The organism is Pseudomonas sp. LS1212 (assembly GCF_024741815.1).
Taxonomy (GTDB): Bacteria; Pseudomonadota; Gammaproteobacteria; order Pseudomonadales; family Pseudomonadaceae; genus Aquipseudomonas.
In genome coordinates this window covers 5,514,707-5,538,984 of sequence record NZ_CP102951.1, presented here as the reverse complement: position 1 = coordinate 5,538,984, position 24,278 = coordinate 5,514,707, and the positions used below count along the sequence as shown (strand labels likewise).

Genomic DNA, 24,278 nt, shown 5'->3' with positions numbered 1-24,278 from the left:
CGCCCTATCGCTGGCAAGCCAGCTCCCACATAGGATAGTGGATACCCTGCAAATCTCTGTGGGAGCTGGCTTGCCAGCGATGAGGCCCGAAAGCCTCACTCGATGAAGGTAACCACACCACCGGCCAGCGATTTGACTCGCGCCAGCGATTCAACCCGGTAGCCCTGCGAATCCAGCTCGGCACGACCGCCCTGGAACGACTTCTCGATGACGATGCCCAGGCCCGCGACACTGGCGCCGGCTTGCTTGATGATCGAGATGAGCGCTTGCGAAGCCTTGCCATTGGCCAGGAAGTCATCGATGACCAGCACGCGGTCGCTGCTGTTCAGATGCCGTGGGGAGATCGCCACGGTGCTCTCGGTCTGCTTGGTGAAGGAGTAGACCGACGCGGTCAGCAGGTTTTCAGTCAGGGTCAGGGACTGATGCTTGCGCGCGAAAATCACCGGTACACCCAGTTTCAGGCCGGTCATGATCGCCGGAGCGATGCCTGAGGCTTCGATGGTGACGATCTTGGTGACACCGGCGTCGGCGAACAGGCGGGCGAATTCGTCACCGATCAGTTGCATCAGCGCGGGGTCGATCTGGTGGTTGAGAAAGGCGTCAACCTTCAGGACTTGACTGGAAAGCACGATGCCTTCTTCGCGAATCTTTTTGTGCAGTGCTTCCACGGCGGTTCCTCAATGTAGCCAAAGGGCCCCGACGCAAGGGTCGAGGCCGGGTTGATTTATTAACGCTTGAGCATGGCGCGGATGTCTGCCAGTGCGTTGTTGCCGCGCACGGCTTTGACTTCCGTCGGTGTATCGTCGTTGCCTTCCCAGGCCAGGTCGTCCGGTGGCAGCTCATCGAGGAAGCGGCTCGGCGCACAATCGATGATCTCGCCGTATTGCTTGCGCTTGCCGGCGAAGGTGAATGCCAGGGTCTGGCGGGCCCGAGTGATCCCGACATAGGCCAGCCGGCGCTCCTCTTCGATGGTGTCGGCCTCGATGCTGGAGCGGTGCGGAAGGATCTCCTCCTCCATGCCCATGATGAACACGTAAGGGAATTCCAGGCCCTTGGAGGCGTGCAGGGTCATCATCTGCACGCCTTCGGCGCCATCTTCCTCTTCCTGTTGACGTTCGAGCATGTCGCGCAAGACCAGCTTGCCGATGGCTTCTTCGATGGTCATATTGCCATCTTCGTCTTTTTCCAGGGTGTTCTTCAGCGCCTCGATCAAGAACCAGACGTTGCCCATGCGGTAGTCGGCGGCCTTGTCGCTGGAACTGTTGGTACGAATCCAGTTCTCGTAGTCGATGTCCATGACCATGCTGCGCAGGGCGCCGATCGGATCTTCCTGGGCGACTTGTTGGCGTACCCCGTCCATCCAGCGCTTGAAACGCTGCAGGCGGTCAGTGAAGCGGCTGTCCAGGTGCTCGCCCAGGCCCAGCTCATCGGTGGCGGCATACATCGACACCTTGCGTTCGGTGGCATAATTGCCGAGCTTCTCCAGGGTGGTCGAGCCGATTTCCCGGCGCGGCACGTTGATGACCCGCAGAAAGGCGTTGTCGTCATCCGGGTTCACCAGCAGGCGGAAGTAGGCCATCAGGTCCTTGACCTCCTGGCGCCCGAAAAAGCTGTTGCCGCCGGAGAGGCGATAAGGCACCTGGTGATGCTGCAGCTTCAGCTCGATCAGCTTGGCCTGGTAGTTGCCGCGGTAGAGAATCGCAAAATCGCTGTACGGGCGGTCGGTGCGCAGGTGCAGGCTGAGGATTTCCACGGCCACGCGCTCGGCTTCGGCATCTTCGTTGCGGCAGCGGATCACGCGGATCTCGTCACCGTGGCCCATTTCACTCCACAGCTGCTTTTCGAAAGCGTGCGGGTTGTTCGAAATCAGTACGTTGGCGCAGCGCAGGATGCGGCTGGTGGAGCGATAGTTCTGTTCGAGCATCACCACCTTCAAGGCGGGGTAATCGTCCTTGAGCAGCATCAGGTTTTCCGGACGGGCGCCACGCCAGGCGTAGATCGACTGGTCATCGTCGCCGACCACGGTGAACTGGTTGCGCGTGCCGATCAGCAATTTCACCAGCAGATACTGACTGGCGTTGGTGTCCTGGTATTCGTCCACCAGCAGGTAGCGGACCTTGTTCTGCCACTTTTCCAGGATGTCGGCGTGTTCCTGGAACAGCTTCACCGGCAGCAGGATCAAGTCGTCGAAATCCACCGCATTGAACGCCTTGAGCGTGCGTTGGTAGTGCGTGTAGACGATCGCGGCGGTCTGTTCCTTGGGATTGCGGGCGTTTTCCAGGGCTTCGGGCGGCAGGACCAGGTCGTTTTTCCAGGCACCGATCATGTTCTTGATCTCGTCGACGCCGTCGTCGCCCGAGTATTCCTTCTGCATGATGTCGGTCATCAGGGCTTTGACATCGGTTTCGTCGAAGATCGAAAAGCCCGGCTTGTAGCCCAGTCGCACGTGTTCCTTGCGAATGATGTTCAGGCCCAGGTTGTGAAAGGTCGACACCGTCAGGCCACGCCCTTCGCCACCGCGCAGCAGGGTGCCGACCCGTTCCTTCATCTCCCTCGCGGCCTTGTTGGTAAAGGTCATGGCGACGATGTACTGCGCACGAATGCCGCAATTCTGGATCAGGTGCGCGATTTTACGGGTGATCACGCTGGTCTTGCCGGAGCCAGCACCGGCGAGCACCAAAAGAGGGCCGCCGACGTAGTTCACGGCTTCTTGTTGCCGGGGATTGAGTCGGGACATGGCGGGAAAAGGGTCACTTGAAAAATGGCCGGGCATTTTAACAGGGTCGAGAGATTCTGCCGCGACCGTCTGACACTGTGACGCATCCCTCTATCTAAATTTGCCGGTTTTGATACTTTCACGCAGGATGCTTGGCAAAATCGCAATGGCTGATCGAGATTAGAGTGGCATGGGGAATTATTGAAAATCATTCACATTGATGATTTATCATGATCCGACCGATGCCAAACTGCCACTGACTGTAAAACTGTCCTAAGGAGCAAGCTTGTCTACGCCTGTCGAACCATTGCGTTTGCTGCTTTTGGCCGATGAGCCCGAGTGGTCGACGGTGTTGCGCGAGTGTCTGGTTCCGTTGGCGGGTACGGCAGTGCTGATCAGTGCTCCGACCTGGGAGTCTGTCAGCAGCCTGTTCGCCGAGGACCGTATGGCTGTGCTGCTGTGCACCCCTGAGCTGCAGCCGGCATCGGGGCGCTGCGATTTGCCGATGGTGATGTTGCTCGAACAGGAACCGGCCCAGGCGCCGCTCGGTGTCAGTGACTGGTTGGTGCGCAAAGCCTTGAGCCCGGATACCTTGCGCCGTTGCCTGCGGCATGTCCGCGAGCGTGGGGTACTGGAAATGACCCTGCAACGCCTTGCCGAGCAGGACCCGTTGACGGGCATTGCCAATCGCCAGGGTTTCCAGACGCTGCTCGCGGCACGCCTGGCCGAGCATGAGGGCCGTGGCGTGGCCCTCGGTCATCTGGACCTGGACAACTTCCGGCATGCCAACGACGCATTGGGGCATCAGGCGGGCGATCGTCTGATCCTGCAAGTGGTGGGGCGGTTGAAGAGCCAGCTCGAAGCAGGCGACCAACTGGCACGCCTGGGCAGCGACGAGTTCGCCCTGCTGATCGACACCCGGCGCGAGCCGCGCCGTGCAGAGTGGCTGGCCGAGCGGATTACCGAAACCATGGCCGAGCCCTACTGGATCGACGGCGACAGCCTGTTGATCGGCTGCAGCCTGGGTGTGGCCCATGCCCGGGCCGAGGGTGGCGCCGACCCCTTGATGTGGCACGCGCATATCGCCATGCAGCAGGCCAAGAGCACGCAGGGCTGTACCTTCCATATCTTCAACGAAAGCATCAATCGCAATGCGCGTAGCCTCGCGGACCTTGAAAGCGAACTGCGCCGGGCCTTGCGCCGTGATGAGCTGGAGTTGCATTACCAGCCGCGAATGAACCTTGAGGACGGCCAGATCGTCGGGCTTGAGGCGCTGGTGCGCTGGCGCCACGACGAACGCGGTTTGCTGCCTCCGAGTGAGTTCGTGCCACTGGCTGAACAGAGCGGGCTGATCGTGCCGCTGGGTTATTGGGTGATCTCGCGAGCCCTGCGCGATATGCAGGTGCTGCGTGAGCAGGGGCTGCCGGCCTTGCACATGGCGGTGAACCTTTCATTCCGGCAGTTCCAGGACAGCCAGTTGCTGGCGACCTTGAGCCGATTGATCGTCGAACATGGCGTCGATTCCCAGTGGCTGGAATTCGAACTGACCGAAACCGCGGTGATGCGGCGCAACGATCTGGTCAAGCAGACCATGGACGCCCTCGGGCGCTTGGGCGTGCGCTTCTCGCTGGACGATTTCGGTACCGGGTTCTCGTCATTCGTGCACCTCAACAGCCTGCCGATTACCTTGCTCAAGGTCGACAGGAGCTTTGTCGGCGGGATGGAACAGCGCGAAGAGAATCGCAAGCTGGTCCACGCCATGATCAACCTGGCGCATAACCTCAACCTGGAAGTGGTTGCCGAAGGTGTGGAAACGCAGGAGCAATTGGCGTTGTTGCGTAGCTTTGGCTGCGATCAGGTTCAGGGTTACCTGATCAGCAGGCCATTGCCGCTGGAGCAGCTGTTGGATTTTCTGATGGTGGGGATGTCGCCGCAGGCTGTGCAAACTGCGGGTTGAAAGGCCTTCGGCCTTTATCGCTGGCAAGCCACAGAGAGCACTCTGCACCATGTGTGGCTTGCCAGCGATCGAGCGCAAAGCGCTCGTTCTTACATGATTTCAGTCGAACACAATCCCCTGCGCCAACGGCAACTCACGGGAATAGTTGACGGTGTTGGTCTGCCGACGCATGTACGCTTTCCAGGAGTCGGAGCCCGATTCACGGCCCCCACCGGTTTCTTTCTCGCCACCGAAGGCGCCGCCGATTTCCGCACCGCTGGTGCCGATGTTGACGTTGGCAATGCCACAGTCGCTGCCCGCCGCGCTCTGGAAGCGTTCGGCCTCGCGCAGGTCGGTAGTGAAGATGCACGAGGACAAGCCCTGCGGGACTTCGTTGTTCAGGCGCAAGGCGTCCTCGAACGAATCGTAGGTCAGTACGTACAGAATCGGTGCAAAGGTTTCATGGCGGACCACATCGGTCTGGCCAGGCATTTCAACGATGGCCGGCGCCACGTAATAAGCGTTCGGATACTGCTCTTGCAGCTGACGCTCGCCACCGAACACGCTGCCGCCTTCATCGCGGGCGCGGGTCAGTGCGTCCTGCATCGCCTGGAAGGCCTGCCTGTCGATCAACGGACCGACCAGGTTGTCCTGACGCGGGTCACCGATACGGACCTTGGCATAGGCCGCCTTGATTCGTGCCAGCACTTCATCCTTGACCGAGCGATGCACGATCAACCGACGCAGTGTGGTGCACCGCTGGCCGGCAGTCCCGACGGCGCTGAACAAAATGCCGCGCACGGCCAGGTCCAGGTCGGCGCTAGGGGCCAGGATCATGGCGTTGTTGCCGCCCAGCTCCAGGATGCTGCGACCGAAACGCGCGGCAACCCGTGGGCCGACTTCGCGGCCCATGCGGGTGCTGCCGGTGGCACTGACCAGAGGCACGCGCGGGTCATCGACCAGTGCCTGGCCGGCGTCACGGTCGCCGATGATCAGTTGGCTCAAGCCTTGCGGCGCATCGCCGAAGGCTTGCAGGGCTTTCTCGAACAACGCCTGGCAAGCCAATGCAGTCAGCGGGGTTTTCTCCGAAGGCTTCCACAGCACGGCGTTACCGCAGACCAGCGCCAGGGTGGTGTTCCAGGCCCAGACCGCGACCGGGAAGTTGAACGCACTGATCACCCCGACGATACCCAGTGGGTGCCAGGTTTCACGCATGTGGTGGCCCGGGCGTTCCGAAGCGATGGTCAAGCCGTAGAGCTGGCGTGACAGGCCGACGGCGAAGTCGCAGATATCGATCATTTCCTGCACTTCACCCAAGCCTTCCTGGGTGATCTTGCCGGCTTCGATGGAAACCAGCTCGCCCAGTTGAGCCTTGTGCTGACGCAGGACTTCACCGAACAAACGAATCAGCTCACCGCGACGCGGCGCCGGCACATTGCGCCAGGCCTGGAAGGCATGCTCGGCAACATCGATCTTGCCCAGTACTTCGGCCTTGCCCTCGAGGGTGACCGCGGCAATCGCGCTGCCATCGATGGGGGTGTGAACGGGATGGTTGCCTTGGGTATAGGCACTTGCCGGTACGCCCAGGCTTTTAAGCAGTCCATCAACCATTTTCTTCTCCTGCATCTGATGAGTGGTTGAAATCAGTGATAAGGATCAGTATTAATCCGATTACTCTGGCGCAACAAACGACCTTTATTCAGCACATCATTCCGTCAGGTAATGATGTGCGTCTGCATACCGAGACCGACATGTCCAAACGCCTGGTGCCGTCGATGGCCGCCTTGCAGTGCTTCGAAGCCGCCGCCCGGCATTTGAGCTTCACCCGTGCCGCCGAAGAGCTGCACCTGACCCAAAGCGCAGTGAGCAAACAGGTCGCGCAACTGGAGGAGATGCTGCGCCATCACCTGTTCCTGCGCATTCGTCGGCGCTTGCAGCTGACGCCGGCCGGTTCGCTCTACCTCACCGAGGTGAACAAAATCCTCACCCAGGTAGACATGTCCAGTCGCTACATCATGTCCTACGGCGAAGAAACCGAAGTGCTCAAGGTCGCGACCCAGCCGAGCTTTGGCGTGCGCTGGCTGATCCCTCACCTCAAGGGCTTCGGCAAGAAACACCCGAACATCCACCTGGATATCCGCAATGAACTGGAGCCGTTCGCCCTGCTGCAAGCCAAGGCGGATGTGGTGTTTTTCTTCGGCCAGGGCACGTGGCCGGGGGCGACCTGCATAGAACTGTTTGGCGAAGATGTGATTCCTGTCTGCGCACCGGAACTGCTGCAAGGCCAGCCCCTGAAAAGCGCGCAGGACCTGGCCGACCAGGTATTGCTGCAAAGCACCTCACGGCCAGAGGCCTGGCATGAATGGTTTCTCGAGCAGGGGTTGCACTCGCAACACAGCTACCACGGCCCGCGCTTCGATACCTTTTACATGTGCCTGAGTGCAGCCCAGGCCGGCTGCGGCGTGGCCCTGGTGCCGCGCTACCTGGTCGAGAACGAACTGGCCGAGGGCAAGCTGATCATTCCCTGGGATCACGCCATGCGCAGCGCCGGCTCGCATTTTCTGGCCTTTTCCGAACACTCGGCGGAAGTCCCCAAGGTTCGCAGCCTGGTCGACTGGATACGCAAGGAAGTCACGCTGGCCTCCCAGACAAACGCGGTACATTCAGAAAATATGGAATAACAGGTCGACTTTTTTTCGCTTGCACGGCCCCAGGATTCCTCGCTTTCATAGTGGCGCTCATTCGCCTGGAGTTTTCTCGATGCCCACCCAAGATTTCGTCAGCCCCGACAGCATTCGCGCGCAGTTCTCGGCGGCCATGTCGGCGATGTACAAGCTGGAAGTGCCGTTGTACGGAACCCTGCTGGAGCTGGTCGGCGAGATCAATCAGGCCGTGATGGAAAACAACCCGAACATTGCCGAGACCTTGCGCTGGACCGGCGAAATCCAGCGCCTGGACCAGGAGCGCCATGGCGCCATCCGTGTTGGCACGGCCCAGGAACTGGCGACCATCGCCCGCCTGTTCGCGGTCATGGGCATGCAGCCGGTGGGTTACTACGACCTGACCCCCGCCGGTGTGCCGGTGCATTCGACGGCGTTTCGCGCCATTCATGAGCAATTTCTGCAGGTCAGCCCATTTCGCGTGTTTACCTCGTTACTGCGCCTGGAGCTGATCGACAACCTGCCACTGCGCGAACTGGCCCAGTCGATTCTGGCCAAGCGCCAGATCTTCACCCCACGCGCGCTGCTGCTGATCGAACAGTGCGAGCAACAAGGTGGCCTGAATGCCGGGGACGCTGCCGACTTTGTAGAGCAGGCCCTGGAAACCTTCCGCTGGCATCGTGAGGCGACGGTCACCGCCGCGGAATATCGGCAACTGCATGACCAGCATCGGCTGATCGCCGATGTGGTGGCTTTCAAAGGCCCGCACATCAATCACCTGACCCCGCGCACCCTCGACATTGACGCCATCCAGGCCGGCATGCCGAAAAAAGGCATACCACCCAAGGCCGTGATCGAAGGGCCGCCACCGCGCAAATACCCGATCCTGCTGCGCCAGACCAGCTTCAAGGCGCTGCAGGAAAGAGTTGCCTTTACCGATCAACATCACCAAGCCAGTGGCAGCCACACCGCACGATTCGGCGAGATCGAACAACGCGGCGCAGCCCTGACGCCCAAGGGGCGTGCACGGTACGACCAACTCCTCAACGAAGCGCGCCATGCGCTGGGCGGCCTGCCTGCCGAGGACAATGCCGAACACTACATGGCGCTCCTCGCCAACACGTTCAAGGCATTTCCCGACGACCTCGCACAAATGCGCGAACAGGGGCTGGCCTTTTTCCGCTACTTCGCCACCGAGAAAGGCTTGGCCGCGCGCAACGACAACGCACGACCTGCATCGCTGCACGCCCTGATCGAGGCCGGCCATGTGCACTTCGAAGCGCTGGTCTACGAAGATTTTCTGCCCGTCAGCGCGGCCGGGATCTTCCAGTCAAACCTGGGCGATGGCGCGCAGAGCCACTATGGCAGCAATGCCAACCAACAGGCCTTCGAACAGGCGCTCGAGCGACCGGTATTGGATGAGCTTGCGCTGTATGCCGAGACCGAACGCCGTTCGCTGCAAGCCTGTGCAACGGCACTGGCGCTGCCGGCACTGAGCTAGCCGGGCTGCCGGCTCAGCGCAAGGTTTCAACCTGCGGCAGTTGCATGGCCTGGACTTCGCCCTGCAGAAAAACACTCAAGCGCCGCAGGCGCTCACCACCGGGGCGCGTTCTGGGCCAGACCAGATAGTAGTCCAGGCCGCTGGCCACCGCTGTCGGCCAGGGCAGGCTCAGCCGTCCCTGGGCCACGTCTTCGGCGACCATCAGCAAGTCGCCCATGGAGACACCATAGCCTCGCGCGGCGGCGATCATGCCCAGCTCCAGCGTGTCGAAGACTTGTCCGCCCTTGAGCGAGACTTGCTCCGAGAGGTTCATCCGTTCCAGCCAACTGCGCCAGTCACGCCGGTCCGGGGTCGGGTGCAGCAACTCAGTACTGGCCAGCCGCTCGACATCCCAGGGTTGATCATTGAGCAGGTTGGGCGCGCCCACGGGTATCAGCAGCTCGGGAAACAGCAGCGTCGCTTCCCAGTCCGGGGGGAAATGGCCGTCGCTCAACAAGACGGCACAGTCGAACGGTTCGTGATTGAAGTCGACGTTATCGACATCCATCCAGGCGCTGGTGAGCTGAACCTCATTGCCGGCCTGCAGATGACGGAAGCGACTCAAACGTGCCAGCAGCCAACGCATGGTCAGGGTCGAAGGGGCTTTCATGCGCAGGATGTCATCGTCACTGCGCAGGGTATTGCAGGCACGCTCGAGCGCGGCAAAGCCTTCGCGCACACCCGGCAGCAGTAAACGGGCCGCCTCGCTCAACTGCAGGTTGCGGCCATTGCGCTGGAACAAGCGACAGGCAAAGTGCTCTTCGAGCGTGCGGATATGCCGGCTGACTGCACTTTGAGTTATCGATAACTCTTCGGCGGCGCGGGTGAACGAACTGTGCCTGGCAGCGGCCTCGAATGCCCGCAGGGCATACAGAGGCGGTAAACGACGCGACATGACGGGCTTTCCTCACTTCCAGTGCTGCTTCAGGGAGAAATCTTGTTTCCATGAGTTTTACTCATGCGAGCAATCGTTTTTATCCTTTTGTGCAAATACCCGCAAGCACCGAGAATCCAGGCTTCGACTTCCACTTCCCGATCGAGCCTTAACCTCATGCATTCTGTAGCGCGCAAAGAACTCTGGGCCCTTCTGCGGTTGGCGGGGCCGCTGATTGCCTCGCAGTTGGCGCATATGCTGATGGTGCTCACCGACACCCTGATGATGGCCCGTATCAGCCCCGAGGCCTTGGCCGGCGGCGGGCTGGGTGCGGCCAGCTATTCGTTCGTCTCGATTTTCTGCATCGGTGTGATTGCAGCGGTCGGTACGCTGGTCGCGATTCGGCAGGGCGCAGGTGATAGCGCAGGCGCTGCCCGCCTGACCCAGGCCGGGTTGTGGCTAGCCTGGATCATGGCCGTGGCCGCCGGCCTGCTGCTGTGGAACCTGTCCCCCCTGTTGATCCTGCTCGGGCAGACACCGAGCAACGTCGAAGCCGCCAGCCAGTTTCTCCTGCTGCTGCCGTTTGCCCTGCCCGGCTACCTGAGTTTCATGGCCCTGCGCGGTTTCACCAGCGCGCTGGGCCGCGCCACCCCGGTGATGGTCATCAGCCTTGGCGGCACGGTGGCCAACTTCGCGCTCAACTATGCCCTGATCGAAGGCATGTTCGGCCTGCCCAAACTGGGCCTTGTCGGCATCGGCCTGGTCACCGCCATCGTCGCCAACTGCATGGCACTGCTGCTGGCCTGGCATATCCGTCGGCATCGGGCCTATGTTGCCTACCCGATCCGCCGGGGCCTTGCCCGCCCCTGCATGCCGGCCTTGCGCGAGCTGTGGCGGTTGGGCCTGCCCATCGGCGGCACTTATGCCGTGGAAGTCGGGCTGTTCGCCTTCGCCGCACTGTGCATGGGCACCATGGGCAGCACGCAACTGGCGGCGCACCAGATTGCCCTGCAAATCGTCTCGGTGGCCTTCATGATTCCTGCCGGGCTTTCCTATGCCGTGACCATGCGCATCGGCCAGCACTATGGCGCCGGCCAGCTGGTGGCGGCGCGGCGTGCCGGGCGGATCGGCATCGGTTTTGGTGCCGCGACCATGCTCGGTTTCGCCTTGCTGTTCTGGATGGCGCCGAACTGGCTGGTCGGGCTTTTTCTCGACCAGAACGACCCCGCCTTCCGCGACGTCATCCAGTTGGCCGTGAGCCTGCTGGCGGTGGCAGCCTGGTTCGAGCTGTTCGATGGCACTCAAACCATCGCCATGGGCGCGATACGCGGCTTGAAGGACGCCAAGACCACATTCCTGGTCGGGCTGGGCTGCTACTGGCTGATCGGCGCACCGGCCGCCTGGTTGCTGGCGTTCAACCTTGAGGGCGGCGCGGTTGGGGTCTGGTGGGGCCTGGCGCTGGGGCTGGCTTGCGCGGCGGTCGGGCTGACGCTGGCGTTTGAGTGGCGGATGAAGCGGATGATTGGGGGGATAGCATTGAGCCGCCCTCTCAACGCAGCTCAGGAATCCGTGTAACGGCCAATCGCTGGCAAGCCAGCTCCACACAGAGAATCGAGTCAATCTGTGATCCCTGTGGGTGGCTTGCCAGCGATTGGCCGCAGAGCGGCCATGCATGTAACCCGCCAGAAAGATCTCGCCGACAGTTCACCCGAAAAATTCGTAAACCCGTGTTGCTGACACCTTTAGACTGGCGGCTCGTTTCGTTTGCAGCAGCACTTTATGTTTACTGAAAAAGCCTCAATACATCACATCGTCACTATTTATCGTCATAATGACAAATCATTCGTCAAATCAATGCACTTTGCGTCTTATCGTCGTACTCGCTTGCTTCTAGACTTCTTTCCCCGCGAGCTTTGCCTCCTCGTTCATCAGGAGCACGTCCTGTCTGCAACAGGTCACGGAGCCCAGCGCCTTGCATGCATCCGCCCGCGTGACAGTCGAGGCGGAATCACAATAAATCCAATAAAAAGGTCGGCAATGATCAACCACAACAGCGGCATTCCCTTTGCGCCTGATCCTGTGTTCGTCCTACAGGAGGCCTGCAAGTGAGTGCAGAAAAACCTGGCTTGAAGCGGGCACTCTCGCCCCGCCACCTGAACATGATCGCCATCGGCGGCTCCATCGGTACGGGGCTGTTCGTTGCCACCGGCGCGACCATCGCCACGTCCGGCCCCGGCGGCACGCTGCTGGCCTACGCCTTGATCGGGGTCATGGTGTACTTCCTGATGACCAGCCTTGGCGAGATGGCGGCGCATATGCCCGTCGCCGGCTCGTTCAGCACCTACGGCAGCAAGTTTGTCGAAGACGGCTTCGGTTTCGCCCTTGGCTGGAACTACTGGTACAACTGGGCGGTGACCATTGCTGCCGAACTGGTGGCTGCGCAACTGGTCATGAGCTTCTGGTTCCCGGATGTGTCGGGGGTTTACTGGAGTGCATTGTTCCTGGGCCTGATGTTCCTGCTCAACGTGATTTCGGTCAGAAACTTCGGTGAAAGTGAGTTCTGGTTCGCGCTGATCAAAGTCATCACCGTGGTGGTCTTCATCATCATTGGCCTGGCGACCATCTTTGGCTTGATGCATGGCATCGAATCGCCTGGCTTCAGCAACTTCACCAGCGGCGACGCGCCCTTCGTCGGAGGCTTCCAGGCGATGGTGGGTGTGGTCATGATCGCCGGCTTCGCCTTCCAGGGTACCGAGATCGTCGGCGTTGCTGCCGCCGAGTCGAAGAACCCGAGCAAGAACGTTCCCATCGCGGTTCGTCAGGTGTTCTGGCGCATTACGCTGTTCTACATCCTGGCGATCTTCGTGATCGGGATGTTGATTCCCTATACCGATCCGAGCCTGCTTCGTAATGACGCTACGGACATCAGCGTCTCGCCTTTCACCTTGCTGTTCGAACGCGCCGGCTTTGCCGCAGCGGCAGCGGTGATGAACGCAGTCATTCTGACGGCAATTCTCTCGGCCGGTAACTCGGGCATGTACGCTTCCACGCGGATGCTCTACAGCCTGGCGGTGCAAGGCAAGGCGCCGAAACTGTTCGCCAGGGTCTCGCGCAGCGGCGTGCCGCGCAACGCGTTGTACGCCACCACCCTGATCGGTGCGCTGTGCTTCCTGACCTCGGCATTCGGTGACAAGGTGGTGTACAACGCCCTGCTGAACACTTCAGGCATGTGCGGCTTCATCGCCTGGCTGGGTATCGCCGTCTCGCACTACCGCTTCCGCAAGGGCTTCATCGCCCAGGGCGGCCGCCTGCAAGACTTGCCTTACCGGGCCAAGTGGTTCCCGTTCGGCCCGCTGTTCGCCTTTGCCTTGTGCTTGTTTATTACCCTGGGGCAGAACTACAGCGCCTTGATCGGCGAGCGCATCGACTGGGGCGGCCTGGTGGCGACCTATATCAGCTTGCCGCTGTTCCTGGCCATCTGGCTGGGCTACCGCTTCAAGCACCGTAGTCGGTTGGTGAAGTACGGTGAAATGGATGTGGGTGGGCTGCGGGCGGATGAAGCGCTTTCGGCGAAGCAGCTGTTGGATGTGCCGGATGGGGCACGGCTTGATCTGAAACAGCGCTAGATAAATCCGAATGGAGCTCCTGGCGGAGCTCCATTGGTGGCCATTGCAATGCGCGCACCGCAGTCGCACTTGAGCCGTCAGCTATGGAAAGCCCCCGATTAGTAACCTTCCATGAACAACACAGCTTCCAATTGCCGCAGGCTGTAGGTTTTGTTCAAGCGCCGATTGAGCTGACTCAGCACCTTTTTCGCCAATTCATTCGCGTCGAGTTGAGCAGGCCAGGAAGTGTAGGCATTACGCCAGAAGGTAGCAGTGGCTCGCGGTCGAGAACCGCCTCTGCCAGCAATTTTTCCAAGGTGCGGATAGCTGTTCTTGAACGTATCGAGTTCGGAATCGCTCATGCACTGCTCGGCGATTGCAACCATGGCCGTTGCAACCCGCGAATCGTAGATAACGAAATCGTCCGGGTAGAAAATCGCATAGAGCTTGGTCCAGGCACTGTTGATCGATGCCGGTGTTTTTCGGCTCCGACTTTCTGCCCGAATCAGGTTATCCACCACGACCTGCGCATCGTCGGTCGGCAGTTGAACACCACCCCATGCGCAGATATCCGCGAACAACGTGAGCACCTGCGCGGCATTGGCGTGCAGGTCACCTTGCAGGTCCCGGGCCCTGCCCATAAAGCCCTGCAGGAGTAAATCGGTCGCAGCGTAGCTGACCGATGGGTTGGGCCAGAAATAGCTGGATAGGCGAGCATCGAAACCGACTACAGGCTGTTGCGGGTGATGGCTTCTGCGCTTTCTGTCGAAAATCTGGAAGGGCTCCTGTTCGAGGAAACAGGCAAGTCGTTCTTCAAGGACCGTGACCTGCGAACAAGCCAGGACAGGGAGGGGAGCGTCCTCGTTCCCGTCCAGCAACTCCTCCATTTCTTCGATGGCAATCACTCGGTAAAGACCTTCGGCTACCCGTTTGTACTTGGCCGGTTGCCCAGCTCTGACCCAATACCCGGTGTCTTCGGCATTGTTGGCCAGTTCGGTGCGGATATGGCTTTCGGCATAGAAGTCGAAACCCACTCGGTAGCGTTCCGCGTCAACGCCATTGGTACGGCGCAGAACCTTGCGCTCATCGCCCAGCAGGTCGGTCGATCTGAGCTCTCTCGCCAGCTTGCCATTTTGAACTTCCAGAATGATCGAGTCATGCAGTGTCACGCTATTGCTCCTTCGCGAATTGAAGTCCAATGCCATTTGTCTTTTGCCGTTGCAGCGATGCAACCAGCCAAATCAGGTTTTTAAAAAAGACGCCCTTCCAGGCGCAACAGATGCTCGCACCAGAATCTGTGCAGGCGCCCGTCAATGTCCGGGAAGTTGTGTGGGCTTTCCAGAAAGGTGATCAGCAACCGTGTCGCTTCCATGTGCCCCATCAGGGCAGCATGTTGCAGCCAGTAAAGGCCATTGGCCACATCATGGCGCATCGCGTCAGTCAGTGAAACCCGCCCCAACCCACAGGCGGCCTGCAGATCCCCTGAGGTGGCACCTCGCAGATACCAGATGTAGGCGATGTTGAGGTTCGAAAATTGTTCGTGGATACCACCCAACGCTGTCGCTGCACGGTGGATACCTTTGTTGAAGGCTTGTTCGTAATAATCGGCAGCTTCGGTGAGGTCCGCTTTCACTCCCTTGCCGTAGGCACGCTGTTCGGCCAGATTGAACAACGCTTCGCCACGTCCCTGTGCGGCCGCCAGTTTGTTCAATCGCCATGCCAGCTGGTGATTGGCCGGCACGCCGCGCCCGTTGAGCCATATCCAGCCGAGATCGATCAGGGCTTCGACATCCTCTTCCAGGGCCGCCTGGCGCAGGTGCGAGTAGTGCAGGGCCAGTGCCTGGTTATCCTCCAGCTGTTGTTCCGGGCTGACAACATTGAGCCCCTCTATGCCGCTCAGGCTGGGCTCGCTCGCCAGCTTGAACACACGCCGCGCCGGCATGCCGATACCCGAGTCATAGAATTGCGGCCCTGCTGGCGCTTGAAATTCCAGGCATTCAACCGAGGGGAGAAGGGTATCCAATACATGGATGATCGATATTTGCGTCACTGCACTCGCTCCTCTTTCGCTGTCTGGCTAGTATCGGCCTGATAACGACAGGACTTGTCGCACGGGGAGTCAGACGAAATGGATCAACGCACTACTGGCCCGGATGGCAAACGGGGGCAGGCGGCCATCACCCGTGATCGGCGCAATCGCTTGCACGCGAAGATTGCGGCAGCGGGCAAGACGGGCATTACGACGGCGGAGCTTGAATTTTTTCTTCAGGAAGAAGGCTTCAAGGAGGACATTCGCACGGTGCAGCGTGACGTGAAGCACCTGCGCGATGATCACGAGATCGTAATGGTAGAGGGTGACCCGGCGCCGCGGTGGTCTCTGGCCAAGACGTCCAGGTTGAACCTCACGGAGACACTCGCCAAACCCCCAACCGTGGACCCTAAACTGCTCAAGTCGGCCCGTGTGGCGCTGAGCATCGTTACCCTTTACGAACAGGCTAGCCATCTGCTGCACCAGGCCGCGCTGGACGACCTTGAAGAGCAATACCAGAGCTCGAAGCAGCTGTTGGAGAAGCACCTGCGCCACGAAGGCCGCTGGCTGGGCAAGGTCGTGATGGGCACCCAACAACTGCAGCTGCGCCAAGCGCAAATCAACGAGCGTTGGCTGCATGAAGTGCAGCTGGCGCTGCTCGGTGCTTACCAGCTCGAGGCGCTTTATTACTCGCAAAACAGTGCTCAAGAGAAGCGCAAGGTCATCAACCCGCTGGGTCTTTCCTATCAGGATTCGAGCATCTATGTGATCTGCACCTTTGCAGGCGAGGAGCTGGTGCGCACGTTACCGCTGCAACGCTTTCGCGAAATCAAACCGATGAGTGCGCGCGAAGCGGTTGTGCCAGCGGGTTTCAATCTGAAGGCTCACACACAGAGGTTGGTGGAGCCTGGTGCGATCACCCTTAAGCTTCGCATCAACGAAAAAATGCGGAGACGCCTGGACCCCAGCGAAACACCGCTCGCCGAACACCAGTGCTTCACCCGGCTGGATGAAAAGTGGTGGTTGCTGGAGTGCGAAACGACCTATTCACAAGGCCTGGTCTGGTGGGTTTTGAGCCATGGCGAGAGTTTGGAAGTGCTGGAACCTGCGAGGTTGCGCCAGAAGGTCGGCCAATGTGTGACGACCACAGCCAGTTACTACGCCAATAATCCGGACTTCGGTTAATTCTTGTGGGAGCTGGCTTGCCAGCGATGCAGGCACCGCACAGCAGCTGACACCGCGCGGATACCATCGCCGGCAAGCCGGCTCCCACAAAGTGCTCTCAGGTCGACTGCTCCACCCCATCAAGCAACGCATCCACCAACCCCTTGGCCATCTCGACCGAATGCAGGGTCGACCACAGCAAGCCCTGGCTGGCGGGGTCAATGCCGTCCAGGCCTTTAATGCCAGTGTCATAGGCACAGCGTAGATAGAGCGAGGCATGCACCAATGCGTCCTGGGCGGTGATGCCGGGCCTGACGCAGAAGAGTGGAGGGTGCCCGGCGTCGCAGTTGCCGAAGGCCGTGGTGGCGGTTGTGCAGGAGTTTGAGAGGGGTGGGTCTGGGACTATTTTTTTCATGGTGAGCTTTCCAGTCAGGATGAAGCTGCGTCCACTCGTTACCACACGAGAGGGTGGCAGCTGTACGCGGGGTGGTAAACCGGGGACTGGAATGCCGGCAGGCCCGAAGGCCTCCCACGTACAGCCGCCATAAGCGATTGCTTATGAGCTATCCAATCACACCTGGGTTACCACACCCGATCGCTGAACCTACAGCGACCGAGCCAGCCTAGGGAGATGGGTTTATAGCGACAAGCCAGCCGAGATAGACAGGCCACGTAGGGTATTTCCCAGAACACTGCATTCGCCAGCAATTAAACCTTTTGAAACACCAAACGTCGCGGCTCGCTCAGCGCGGGGTAGCGTTTCTGGCCATTCGTATCGCCGGCCAGTTCTAGTAGGGCGGCGGTCCTTCAAGGCTCGTGAACGAGATATGAATAGCAGGATGGGATAACCTGTCCGGCCACGCAAACGCTTCGGCTACGAGCACCCCGTTACAGGTAGACCAACTGATGGCCAAGAAACACATTCCCTTTGTTATTGCCTATGACTTCGACGGTACCCTGTCGCCGGGCAATATGCAGGAATACGACTTTGTACCGGCATTGGGCATCAAACCGGCCGAATTCTGGCGCGAAGCCAAGGCCATGGCCCAGGAGCAGCAGGCGGATGAGATCTTGGCCTATATGCGCTTGATGATTGAGCGGGCGAACGTTGCCAAGGTTTCGGTACGCAAGAAGAATTTTGCAGATTTTGGAGCGCACATACAGCTATTTCCAGGCGTACAGGACTGGTTCAAGCGCATCACCGAATATGGTCGCACCAAGGGCGTTAAGGTTGAGCATTTCATCATCTCGTCGGGGCTGCGCGAAATGATCGAAGGGACATCGATCAATAAGTATTTCACCCGCGTCTATGCCTCGGGCTTCATGTATGACCATAACGACATCGCGCACTGGCCAGCCTTGGCGGTGAATTACACCACCAAAACCCAGTATTTGTTCCGCATCAACAAGGGCAGTCTGGATGTGCACGATAATTCGGTGATTAACAAGTTCGTCGAACCCGCTGAGCGGCCTGTGCCGTTCAGCAATATGGTGTTTATCGGCGACGGTGAGACTGACATCCCTTCTATGCGCCTGGTCAAGAACCAAGGCGGCCACTCGATTGCCGTTTACGGCAAGGGCAAACGCGGTGCCCGTGACAAGGCGCACAGCCTGGTCAAGGAAGGGCGTACCAATCTAGCGACCACTGCCGATTACACTGATGGCTCGGCCATTGATCGCGCAGTAAAGGCGATGATCGACAAGGTGGTATCAGACCGCACTATTGCAGAGGCAGATGGCTGATATGAAGGATAACGACCTCATTCTCTACAGCACGGAAGACGGCTTGGCGCAGTTCACCCTGCGTGAGATGGACGGCCAGGTGTGGCTCACGCAATTGGAAATGGCCGAGCTGTATCAGACCAGCAAGCAGAATATCGGCAAGCATATTCAAGCTGTCATCGCTGATGGGGAGCTGGCTGAAGTGGCAGTTGTAAACCAAAAGTTTACTACTGCCGCAGATGGCAAAGACTACCTGACCCTCCTCTACACCCTGCCCATGATCATTGCAGTGGGCTACCGGGTACGCTCGACTCGTGGCACCCAGTTTCGTCAGTGGGCCACCCGCACCTTGAGTGAGTACATGCTCAAGGGCTTCGTCATGGACGACGCCCGCCTGAAGGAGCCCCGCTGGGACTACTTTGATGAGCTGCTCAAACGCATCCGCGACATACGTGCCTCGGAGAAGCGCTTCTACCAGAAAGTACGTGATTTGTTCACGCTAGCGGAAGATTACAGGGCTAATGAACAGGACACGGCGCGCTTATTTGCCGAGGTGCAGAACAAGCTGTTCTTCGCCGTAACCGGTCACACTGCAGCCGAGCTGATCGTGCGCCGTGCTGATGCCAGCGCACCGAATATGAACCTGCTCAGTTTCAAGGGCGACCGGGTACGCAAGGCCGATGTGGTGGTTGCCAAGAACTACTTGAATGCCGAGGAGCTGGATCAGCTCAACCGTCTGGTCAGCATGTTCCTGGATTTCGCCGAACTGCGCGCCCAGCAGCGCCAGCATTTGCAATTGGCCGACTGGCGAAAGTACATCGACAGCTTCATGGCTTTCAACGAGCAGCCCTTGTTGCGCTCAGCCGGCAGCATCAGCCACGAGCAAATGAAGCATGTAGCCCATGAGCGTTATGAGCAGTTCGATCAGAGCCGCCGAGGTATTGAAGCAAAAGAGGCGGATGCCCGGGAGCTGGCAGAGCTTGAACGCCTGGAAAAACGCCTGCGTAGTAATAACAAGCCAAGCTGACACCACCCTGCCAAGTGGGAGACCAGCAGATGGGGAATCATGCGCGACCATTGTTGGGACAAACTTCGGCTGTGATGTTGCTGACCACCCAAGAAACTACCCAAGAAACCACCCAAGAACCTACCCAAGAAGTAGGAACGGTGCGGGGGAAATTCGTAGCACTGTTGTGTCAGCATCTCCTACAAGGGTACCGGCCGGGCTTCGAGAACTCCCCAAACGCAAAAAGGCCCCGGCTTCTTCAGCGCGGGGCCTTTCAGGTACTGCGATATGGCGCACTCGGCGGGATTCGAACCCACGACCCCTGCCTTCGGAGGGCAGTACTCTATCCAGCTGAGCTACGAGTGCAGCGCGGGCGCCATCATACCCATCTCGGCGGTGGCCGTCCATGCCGGTAATTTGTTGTCGATTTTGCACGGGGCAACGTCTATAGGTGACGTTGATCTGAAAAATCCTCCACTCAGCCTATTTTTGTTCTTTTTTTCGAACAGCCTATTGTCCTTTCCCCCCTTTGATCCTAGGATTCGTTTGAGATTTCAAACGCTCCTGCCCGGGTGCTGGACAGCACGAACGAAATTCCGTGCGCTATATGTGCGCAGGCACAGTGAATGAATTCCTGACGGCAGCCCGCCTTGTGGCGCCTTTCTCACAATCAATAATACGCTCCGTGCCTGCACGGTGCTGTTAAGGAAGCCGACATGCAGCTTAAAGACGCCCAGTTGTTCCGCCAGCAAGCCTATATAGATGGCGTGTGGTTGGATGCGGACAACGGTCAAACCATCAAGGTGAACAACCCGGCAACGGGCGAAATCATCGGCACCGTGCCGAAAATGGGCGCTGCCGAAACCCGTCGTGCCATCGAAGCTGCCGACAAGGCGCTGCCGGCCTGGCGTGCCCTGACCGCCAAGGAACGCGCGGGCAAGCTGCGTCGCTGGTACGAACTGATGATCGAGCACCAGGACGACCTGGCTCGCCTGATGACCACCGAACAAGGCAAGCCACTGGCCGAAGCCAAGGGCGAGATCGTTTACGCCGCGTCCTTCATCGAGTGGTTCGCTGAAGAAGCCAAGCGCGTTTACGGCGACACCATTCCTGGCCACCAGCCAGACAAGCGCCTGATCGTGATCAAGCAGCCGATCGGCGTAACCGCGGCCATTACTCCGTGGAACTTCCCGGCAGCCATGATCACCCGTAAAGCCGGCCCGGCCCTGGCGGCTGGTTGCACCATGGTGCTCAAGCCTGCTTCGCAAACTCCGTACTCGGCCTTGGCCCTGGTTGAGCTGGCGCACCGTGCCGGCATTCCGCAAGGTGTGCTGAGTGTTGTCACCGGCAGCGCCGGCGATATCGGCAGCGAGCTGACCGGCAACCCGATCGTACGCAAGCTGTCCTTCACCGGCTCGACCGAAATCGGTCGTCAGCTGATGGCCGAGTGCGCCAAGGACATCAAGAAAATTTCTCTGGAACTGGGTGGCAACGCGCCGTTCATCGTGTTCGACGACGCCGACCTGGATAAGGCCGTCGAAGGCGCGATCATTTCCAAGTACCGCAACAACGGCCAGACCTGCGTCTGCGCCAACCGTATCTACGTGCAGGACGGCGTCTACGACGTGTTCGCCGAGAAGCTGAAAGCTGCTGTGGCCAAGCTCAAGATCGGCAACGGCCTGGAAGACGGCACCACTACCGGCCCGCTGATCGACGAAAAAGCCGTGGCCAAGGTCAAGGAGCACATTGCCGACGCTGTCAGCAAAGGTGCACAGGTACTGGCCGGTGGTAATACCATCGAAGGCAACTTCTTCGAGCCGACCATTCTGGTCAACGTGCCGAAGAGCGCAGCCGTGGCCAAGGAAGAAACCTTCGGCCCACTGGCGCCACTGTTCCGTTTCAAAGATGAAGCCGAAGTGATCGCGATGTCCAACGACACCGAGTTCGGCCTGGCTTCGTACTTCTATGCTCGCGACATGAGCCGTGTATTCCGTGTGGCTGAAGCGCTGGAATACGGCATGGTCGGCATCAACACCGGCCTGATCTCCAACGAAGTCGCGCCTTTCGGCGGCATCAAGGCTTCGGGCCTGGGCCGTGAAGGTTCCAAGTACGGCATCGAAGACTACCTGGAAATCAAATACCTCTGCATCAGCGTGTAATCCCGTAGCGCAGATGTTCAGCCAACGGCGCGCAAGAGCGCTCCGTTGGCTTTTTTTACACGAATTACGTCCTTGCGGCGCGGACGCTGCAGCAGTCGATCATCGCATGCTGCTGCAGTTGGCCCCGGCCGCTTAATCCTTGAACCACGCCGACCGATGAGCGGCGAATGAGGAAACCCATGAGCAAGACTAACGAATCCTTGATGCAACGCCGTGTAGCTGCCGTACCGCGCGGTGTTGGTCAGATCCACCCGATCTTCGCCGACTCGGCCAAGAACGCTACCGTGACCGACGTTGAAGGTCGCGAGTTCATCGACTTCGCTGGCGGTATCGCCGTACTGAACACCGGTCACGTGCACCCGAAAGTGATCGCTGCCGTTGAAGCTCAACTGCACAAGCTGACCCACACTTGCTTCCAGGTGCTGGCGTACGAACCGTACGTGGAAGTGTGCGAAAAGATCAACGCCAAGGTCCCAGGTGATTTCGCCAAGAAAACCCTGCTGGTGACCACAGGTTCCGAAGCTGTCGAAAACGCCGTGAAGATCGCCCGTGCCGCCACTGGCCGCGCCGGCGTGATCGCCTTCACTGGCGGCTACCACGGCCGTACCATGATGACCCTGGGCCTGACCGGTAAAGTCGTGCCTTACTCGGCCGGCATGGGCCTGATGCCAGGCGGTATCTTCCGCGCCCTGTACCCATGCGAGCTGCATGGCGTGAGCGTGGACGATTCGATCGCCAGCATCGAGCGCGTCTTCAAGAACGACGCCGAGCCGCGTGACATCGCCGCCATCATCATCGAGCCAGTCCAGGGCGAAGGTGGTTTCTACGTGGCGCCAAAAGCGTTCATGAGCCGTCTGCGCGCCCTGTGCGACCAGCACGGTATCCTGTTGATCGCTGACGAAGTACAAACCGGCGCTGGCCGTACCGGCACCTTCTTCGCCATGGAACAAATGGGCGTTGCCCCGGACCTGACCACTTTCGCCAAGTCGATCGCCGGTGGTTTCCCGCTGGCTGGCGTATGCGGCAAGGCCGAGTACATGGACGCCATCGCTCCAGGTGGCCTGGGCGGCACCTACGCCGGTAGCCCGATCGCTTGCGCCGCGGCCCTGGCCGTGATGGAAGTGTTCGAAGAAGAAAACCTGCTGGACCGCAGCAAGGCTGTCGGCGAGCGCCTGGTGGCTGGCCTGCGCAAGATCCAGGCTAAATACCCTGTGATCGGCGACGTGCGTGCCCTGGGCGCGATGATCGCGGTCGAGCTGTTCGAAGGCGGTGACAGCCACAAGCCTAACGCTGCTGCCGTTGCTCAGGTTGTGGCCAAGGCGCGTGACAAGGGGCTGATTCTGCTGTCCTGCGGCACCTACGGCAACGTTCTGCGTATCCTGGTTCCGCTGACCTCGCCTGACGAGCAGCTGGACAAAGGCCTGGCAATCATCGAAGAGTGCTTCGCCGAATTGGCGTAACTGCGACGTGATTGGCAAAAAACCCGCTTCGGCGGGTTTTTTTATTGCACTCGATCATGCAGCAGCCGCTAATGTGAACAGGAATTGGTACCTGGGAAGGTGCCAGGCATTGCGTTGGAGAGCTGAATGACTGCTGTAGTTTCATCTGCGGTACCGCATGTATTGATTGCGGAGGCGGACCCGTGGACGCGTGAGCTGTTATCGCAGCTGTTGCTCAGCGTGCGTTGCGATGCGCGCATGAGTGTGTGTGCCGATGGGCAGGAGGCGTTGCGGTTACTCAAGAAGCAACCGGACCTGATCATCGCCGATCGCGAATTGCCAGGTTTCGATGGCCTTGAACTGCTGCGCAACGTCCGGCACGTGCGACGTGCGCCAGTTGTGCCGTTTATCCTGTTGAGCAGCCGCAATGACAGCGCCAGCGTACGCGAAGCGCTGCCGCTGGCGCCGACGGCCTATCTGACCAAACCATTGAACATCGAGGCCTTGAGAGGGCGCTTGCACGACCTGTTGCTGGACGCTGGCCAGGAAGTCGTCTGCGAGGCTCCTGCCCTGAAGCCGAACATGACGCTCGAGCATTTCCTGGAGTCGCGTCGGGCCACCTCCGATGGCGGGCCCTTGCTGGCTGACGTGCAGTTGGCCGTTCAACGCAGCCTCAATTCCCATGGCTTGAACCTGAAGGTGCTGGAGGAAGAAATCCGTACCGACCCGCAGGTTACTGCTGTGTTGATCGCCGCCGCCAACAGTGCTGCACAGCACCGTGGCGGTGCCGTGCAGTCCTTGTTACAGGCATTGAACAAGCTGGGTTCGACCCAGAGCATGAACCTGATCCTTGGCCTGACCCTCAAGCGCAGCGCAAGGCTCAGCGAGCCGATGCTGGCCAGGTACGCCGAGCGTTATTGGGAGCTGTCCCTGCGCACCGCCGAATATGGCCACACCCTGGCCAGGGCGCTGGAGCTCGACCAGGAGCGCTGCTACTGCGCCGGGCTGCTGCATTGCCTCGGCGATCTGGCGCTGCTGCGTTGTCTGCAAGAGTGGAAGCTGGCAGGTGGAATGCTCGAAGAGCAGGTGATTACCGATTCGCTGGAGGCTTTCGGCGCCGCCTTCGGCTCGGCGCTCAGAACGCGCTGGCGCCTGCCGCTGGAGCTGCGGGAGCTGATCGCGGCGGTTTACCAGCTCGGTGGTGGCGTTTACTCGCGTGACGCGCTGGCCATGAACCTGGCAGCACAAATGGCCCGGCTGCCGGCCGATGAGGGGCTTGAAGCGATTGCCGGTGGCAAGGCGGCGCGGCTGTTGAGGATCAGCTTGGCGGAACTGAATCGGTTGCGGCGCAGCTGATTGCGACCGTTCCGGTCGATCGCTGGCAAGCCAGCTCCTACAAGGTCCGCGTACATCCTGTAGGAGCTGGCT

At 59.8% G+C, this 24,278-nt stretch carries 18 protein-coding genes and 1 tRNA gene; 11 read left to right on the top strand and 8 right to left on the bottom strand.

Features of this window, described 5'->3' with window-relative positions:
• Nucleotides 1-95: 95 nt before the first annotated feature.
• Nucleotides 96-668 carry a xanthine phosphoribosyltransferase gene (xpt, locus tag NVV94_RS25925; RefSeq protein ID WP_258445115.1) on the bottom strand — a complete coding sequence of 191 codons (573 nt, stop codon included), beginning with the start codon at nucleotides 666-668 and terminating at the stop codon, nucleotides 96-98.
• A 59-nt stretch (nucleotides 669-727) separates the two neighbouring features.
• Nucleotides 728-2,737, bottom strand: a complete 2,010-nt coding sequence (gene rep, locus NVV94_RS25920) for a DNA helicase Rep (RefSeq protein ID WP_258445114.1) — start codon at nucleotides 2,735-2,737, stop codon at nucleotides 728-730.
• Nucleotides 2,738-3,002: 265 nt separating this feature from the next.
• Here rep and NVV94_RS25915 point away from each other — a divergent pair, with 265 nt between their 5' ends.
• A complete protein-coding gene (locus NVV94_RS25915) occupies nucleotides 3,003-4,673 on the top strand; it encodes a bifunctional diguanylate cyclase/phosphodiesterase (protein ID WP_258445113.1) in 1,671 nt (556 codons plus the stop codon).
• Nucleotides 4,674-4,772: 99 nt separating this feature from the next.
• Here NVV94_RS25915 and NVV94_RS25910 read toward each other — a convergent pair whose 3' ends face one another.
• Entirely contained in the window at nucleotides 4,773-6,263 is a 1,491-nt protein-coding gene (locus NVV94_RS25910; RefSeq protein ID WP_258445112.1) for an aldehyde dehydrogenase family protein, read from the bottom strand.
• Between the two features lie 140 nt (nucleotides 6,264-6,403).
• Between NVV94_RS25910 and NVV94_RS25905 the strand changes: the two genes are divergently transcribed.
• Both NVV94_RS25905 and NVV94_RS25900 read left to right on the top strand, forming a co-directional pair.
• On the top strand, nucleotides 6,404-7,333 hold the full coding sequence (locus tag NVV94_RS25905; protein WP_258447828.1) for a LysR family transcriptional regulator: 930 nt from the start codon (nucleotides 6,404-6,406) through the stop codon (nucleotides 7,331-7,333).
• Nucleotides 7,334-7,412: 79 nt separating this feature from the next.
• Nucleotides 7,413-8,813, top strand: a complete 1,401-nt coding sequence (locus NVV94_RS25900; RefSeq protein WP_258445111.1) for a VOC family protein — start codon at nucleotides 7,413-7,415, stop codon at nucleotides 8,811-8,813.
• A gap of 13 nt (nucleotides 8,814-8,826) precedes the next feature.
• Here NVV94_RS25900 and NVV94_RS25895 read toward each other — a convergent pair whose 3' ends face one another.
• Nucleotides 8,827-9,747: a LysR substrate-binding domain-containing protein gene (locus tag NVV94_RS25895; RefSeq protein WP_258445110.1), complete on the bottom strand. Its 921-nt coding sequence runs from the start codon at nucleotides 9,745-9,747 to the stop codon at nucleotides 8,827-8,829.
• A gap of 156 nt (nucleotides 9,748-9,903) precedes the next feature.
• On the opposite strand from NVV94_RS25895, the gene NVV94_RS25890 reads away from it, so the two are divergent.
• Both NVV94_RS25890 and NVV94_RS25885 read left to right on the top strand, forming a co-directional pair.
• Complete coding sequence (locus NVV94_RS25890; protein ID WP_258445109.1) at nucleotides 9,904-11,301, top strand: NorM family multidrug efflux MATE transporter; 1,398 nt, start codon at nucleotides 9,904-9,906, stop codon at nucleotides 11,299-11,301.
• A 584-nt stretch (nucleotides 11,302-11,885) separates the two neighbouring features.
• Nucleotides 11,886-13,352, top strand: a complete 1,467-nt coding sequence (locus NVV94_RS25885) for an amino acid permease (protein WP_408733530.1) — start codon at nucleotides 11,886-11,888, stop codon at nucleotides 13,350-13,352.
• 98 nt (nucleotides 13,353-13,450) lie between these two features.
• Here the strand turns inward: NVV94_RS25885 and NVV94_RS25880 are convergent, their stop codons facing one another.
• Together NVV94_RS25880 and NVV94_RS25875 are read right to left on the bottom strand one after the other, a co-directional pair.
• A complete protein-coding gene (locus NVV94_RS25880) occupies nucleotides 13,451-14,500 on the bottom strand; it encodes a hypothetical protein (protein WP_258445108.1) in 1,050 nt (349 codons plus the stop codon).
• A gap of 80 nt (nucleotides 14,501-14,580) precedes the next feature.
• Entirely contained in the window at nucleotides 14,581-15,381 is an 801-nt protein-coding gene (locus NVV94_RS25875; protein WP_258445107.1) for a tetratricopeptide repeat protein, read from the bottom strand.
• 78 nt (nucleotides 15,382-15,459) lie between these two features.
• Here NVV94_RS25875 and NVV94_RS25870 point away from each other — a divergent pair, with 78 nt between their 5' ends.
• Complete coding sequence (locus tag NVV94_RS25870) at nucleotides 15,460-16,545, top strand: YafY family protein (RefSeq protein WP_258445106.1); 1,086 nt, start codon at nucleotides 15,460-15,462, stop codon at nucleotides 16,543-16,545.
• A 97-nt stretch (nucleotides 16,546-16,642) separates the two neighbouring features.
• Here the strand turns inward: NVV94_RS25870 and NVV94_RS25865 are convergent, their stop codons facing one another.
• Nucleotides 16,643-16,939 (bottom strand): DUF3077 domain-containing protein, encoded by a 297-nt coding sequence (locus NVV94_RS25865; RefSeq protein WP_258445105.1) that lies wholly within the window; start codon nucleotides 16,937-16,939, stop codon nucleotides 16,643-16,645.
• A 491-nt stretch (nucleotides 16,940-17,430) separates the two neighbouring features.
• On the opposite strand from NVV94_RS25865, the gene NVV94_RS25860 reads away from it, so the two are divergent.
• Together NVV94_RS25860 and NVV94_RS25855 are read left to right on the top strand one after the other, a co-directional pair.
• The gene (locus NVV94_RS25860; RefSeq protein WP_258445104.1) at nucleotides 17,431-18,267 is read left to right on the top strand and encodes an HAD family hydrolase; all 837 of its coding nucleotides are present in this window, start codon (nucleotides 17,431-17,433) and stop codon (nucleotides 18,265-18,267) included.
• 1 nt (nucleotide 18,268) lies between these two features.
• Nucleotides 18,269-19,273: a virulence RhuM family protein gene (locus tag NVV94_RS25855; RefSeq protein WP_258447827.1), complete on the top strand. Its 1,005-nt coding sequence runs from the start codon at nucleotides 18,269-18,271 to the stop codon at nucleotides 19,271-19,273.
• A gap of 268 nt (nucleotides 19,274-19,541) precedes the next feature.
• Here NVV94_RS25855 and NVV94_RS25850 read toward each other — a convergent pair.
• A tRNA-Arg gene (locus NVV94_RS25850) sits at nucleotides 19,542-19,618 on the bottom strand.
• 350 nt (nucleotides 19,619-19,968) lie between these two features.
• Here NVV94_RS25850 and gabD point away from each other — a divergent pair.
• The 3 genes from gabD (at nucleotide 19,969) to NVV94_RS25835 (ending at nucleotide 24,206) form a co-directional block, all read left to right on the top strand.
• The gene (gabD, locus tag NVV94_RS25845) at nucleotides 19,969-21,411 is read left to right on the top strand and encodes an NADP-dependent succinate-semialdehyde dehydrogenase (protein WP_258445103.1); all 1,443 of its coding nucleotides are present in this window, start codon (nucleotides 19,969-19,971) and stop codon (nucleotides 21,409-21,411) included.
• A gap of 179 nt (nucleotides 21,412-21,590) precedes the next feature.
• Nucleotides 21,591-22,871 (top strand): 4-aminobutyrate--2-oxoglutarate transaminase, encoded by a 1,281-nt coding sequence (gene gabT / locus NVV94_RS25840; RefSeq protein WP_258445102.1) that lies wholly within the window; start codon nucleotides 21,591-21,593, stop codon nucleotides 22,869-22,871.
• Between the two features lie 126 nt (nucleotides 22,872-22,997).
• Nucleotides 22,998-24,206: a response regulator gene (locus NVV94_RS25835; RefSeq protein ID WP_258445101.1), complete on the top strand. Its 1,209-nt coding sequence runs from the start codon at nucleotides 22,998-23,000 to the stop codon at nucleotides 24,204-24,206.
• Nucleotides 24,207-24,278: the final 72 nt, after the last annotated feature.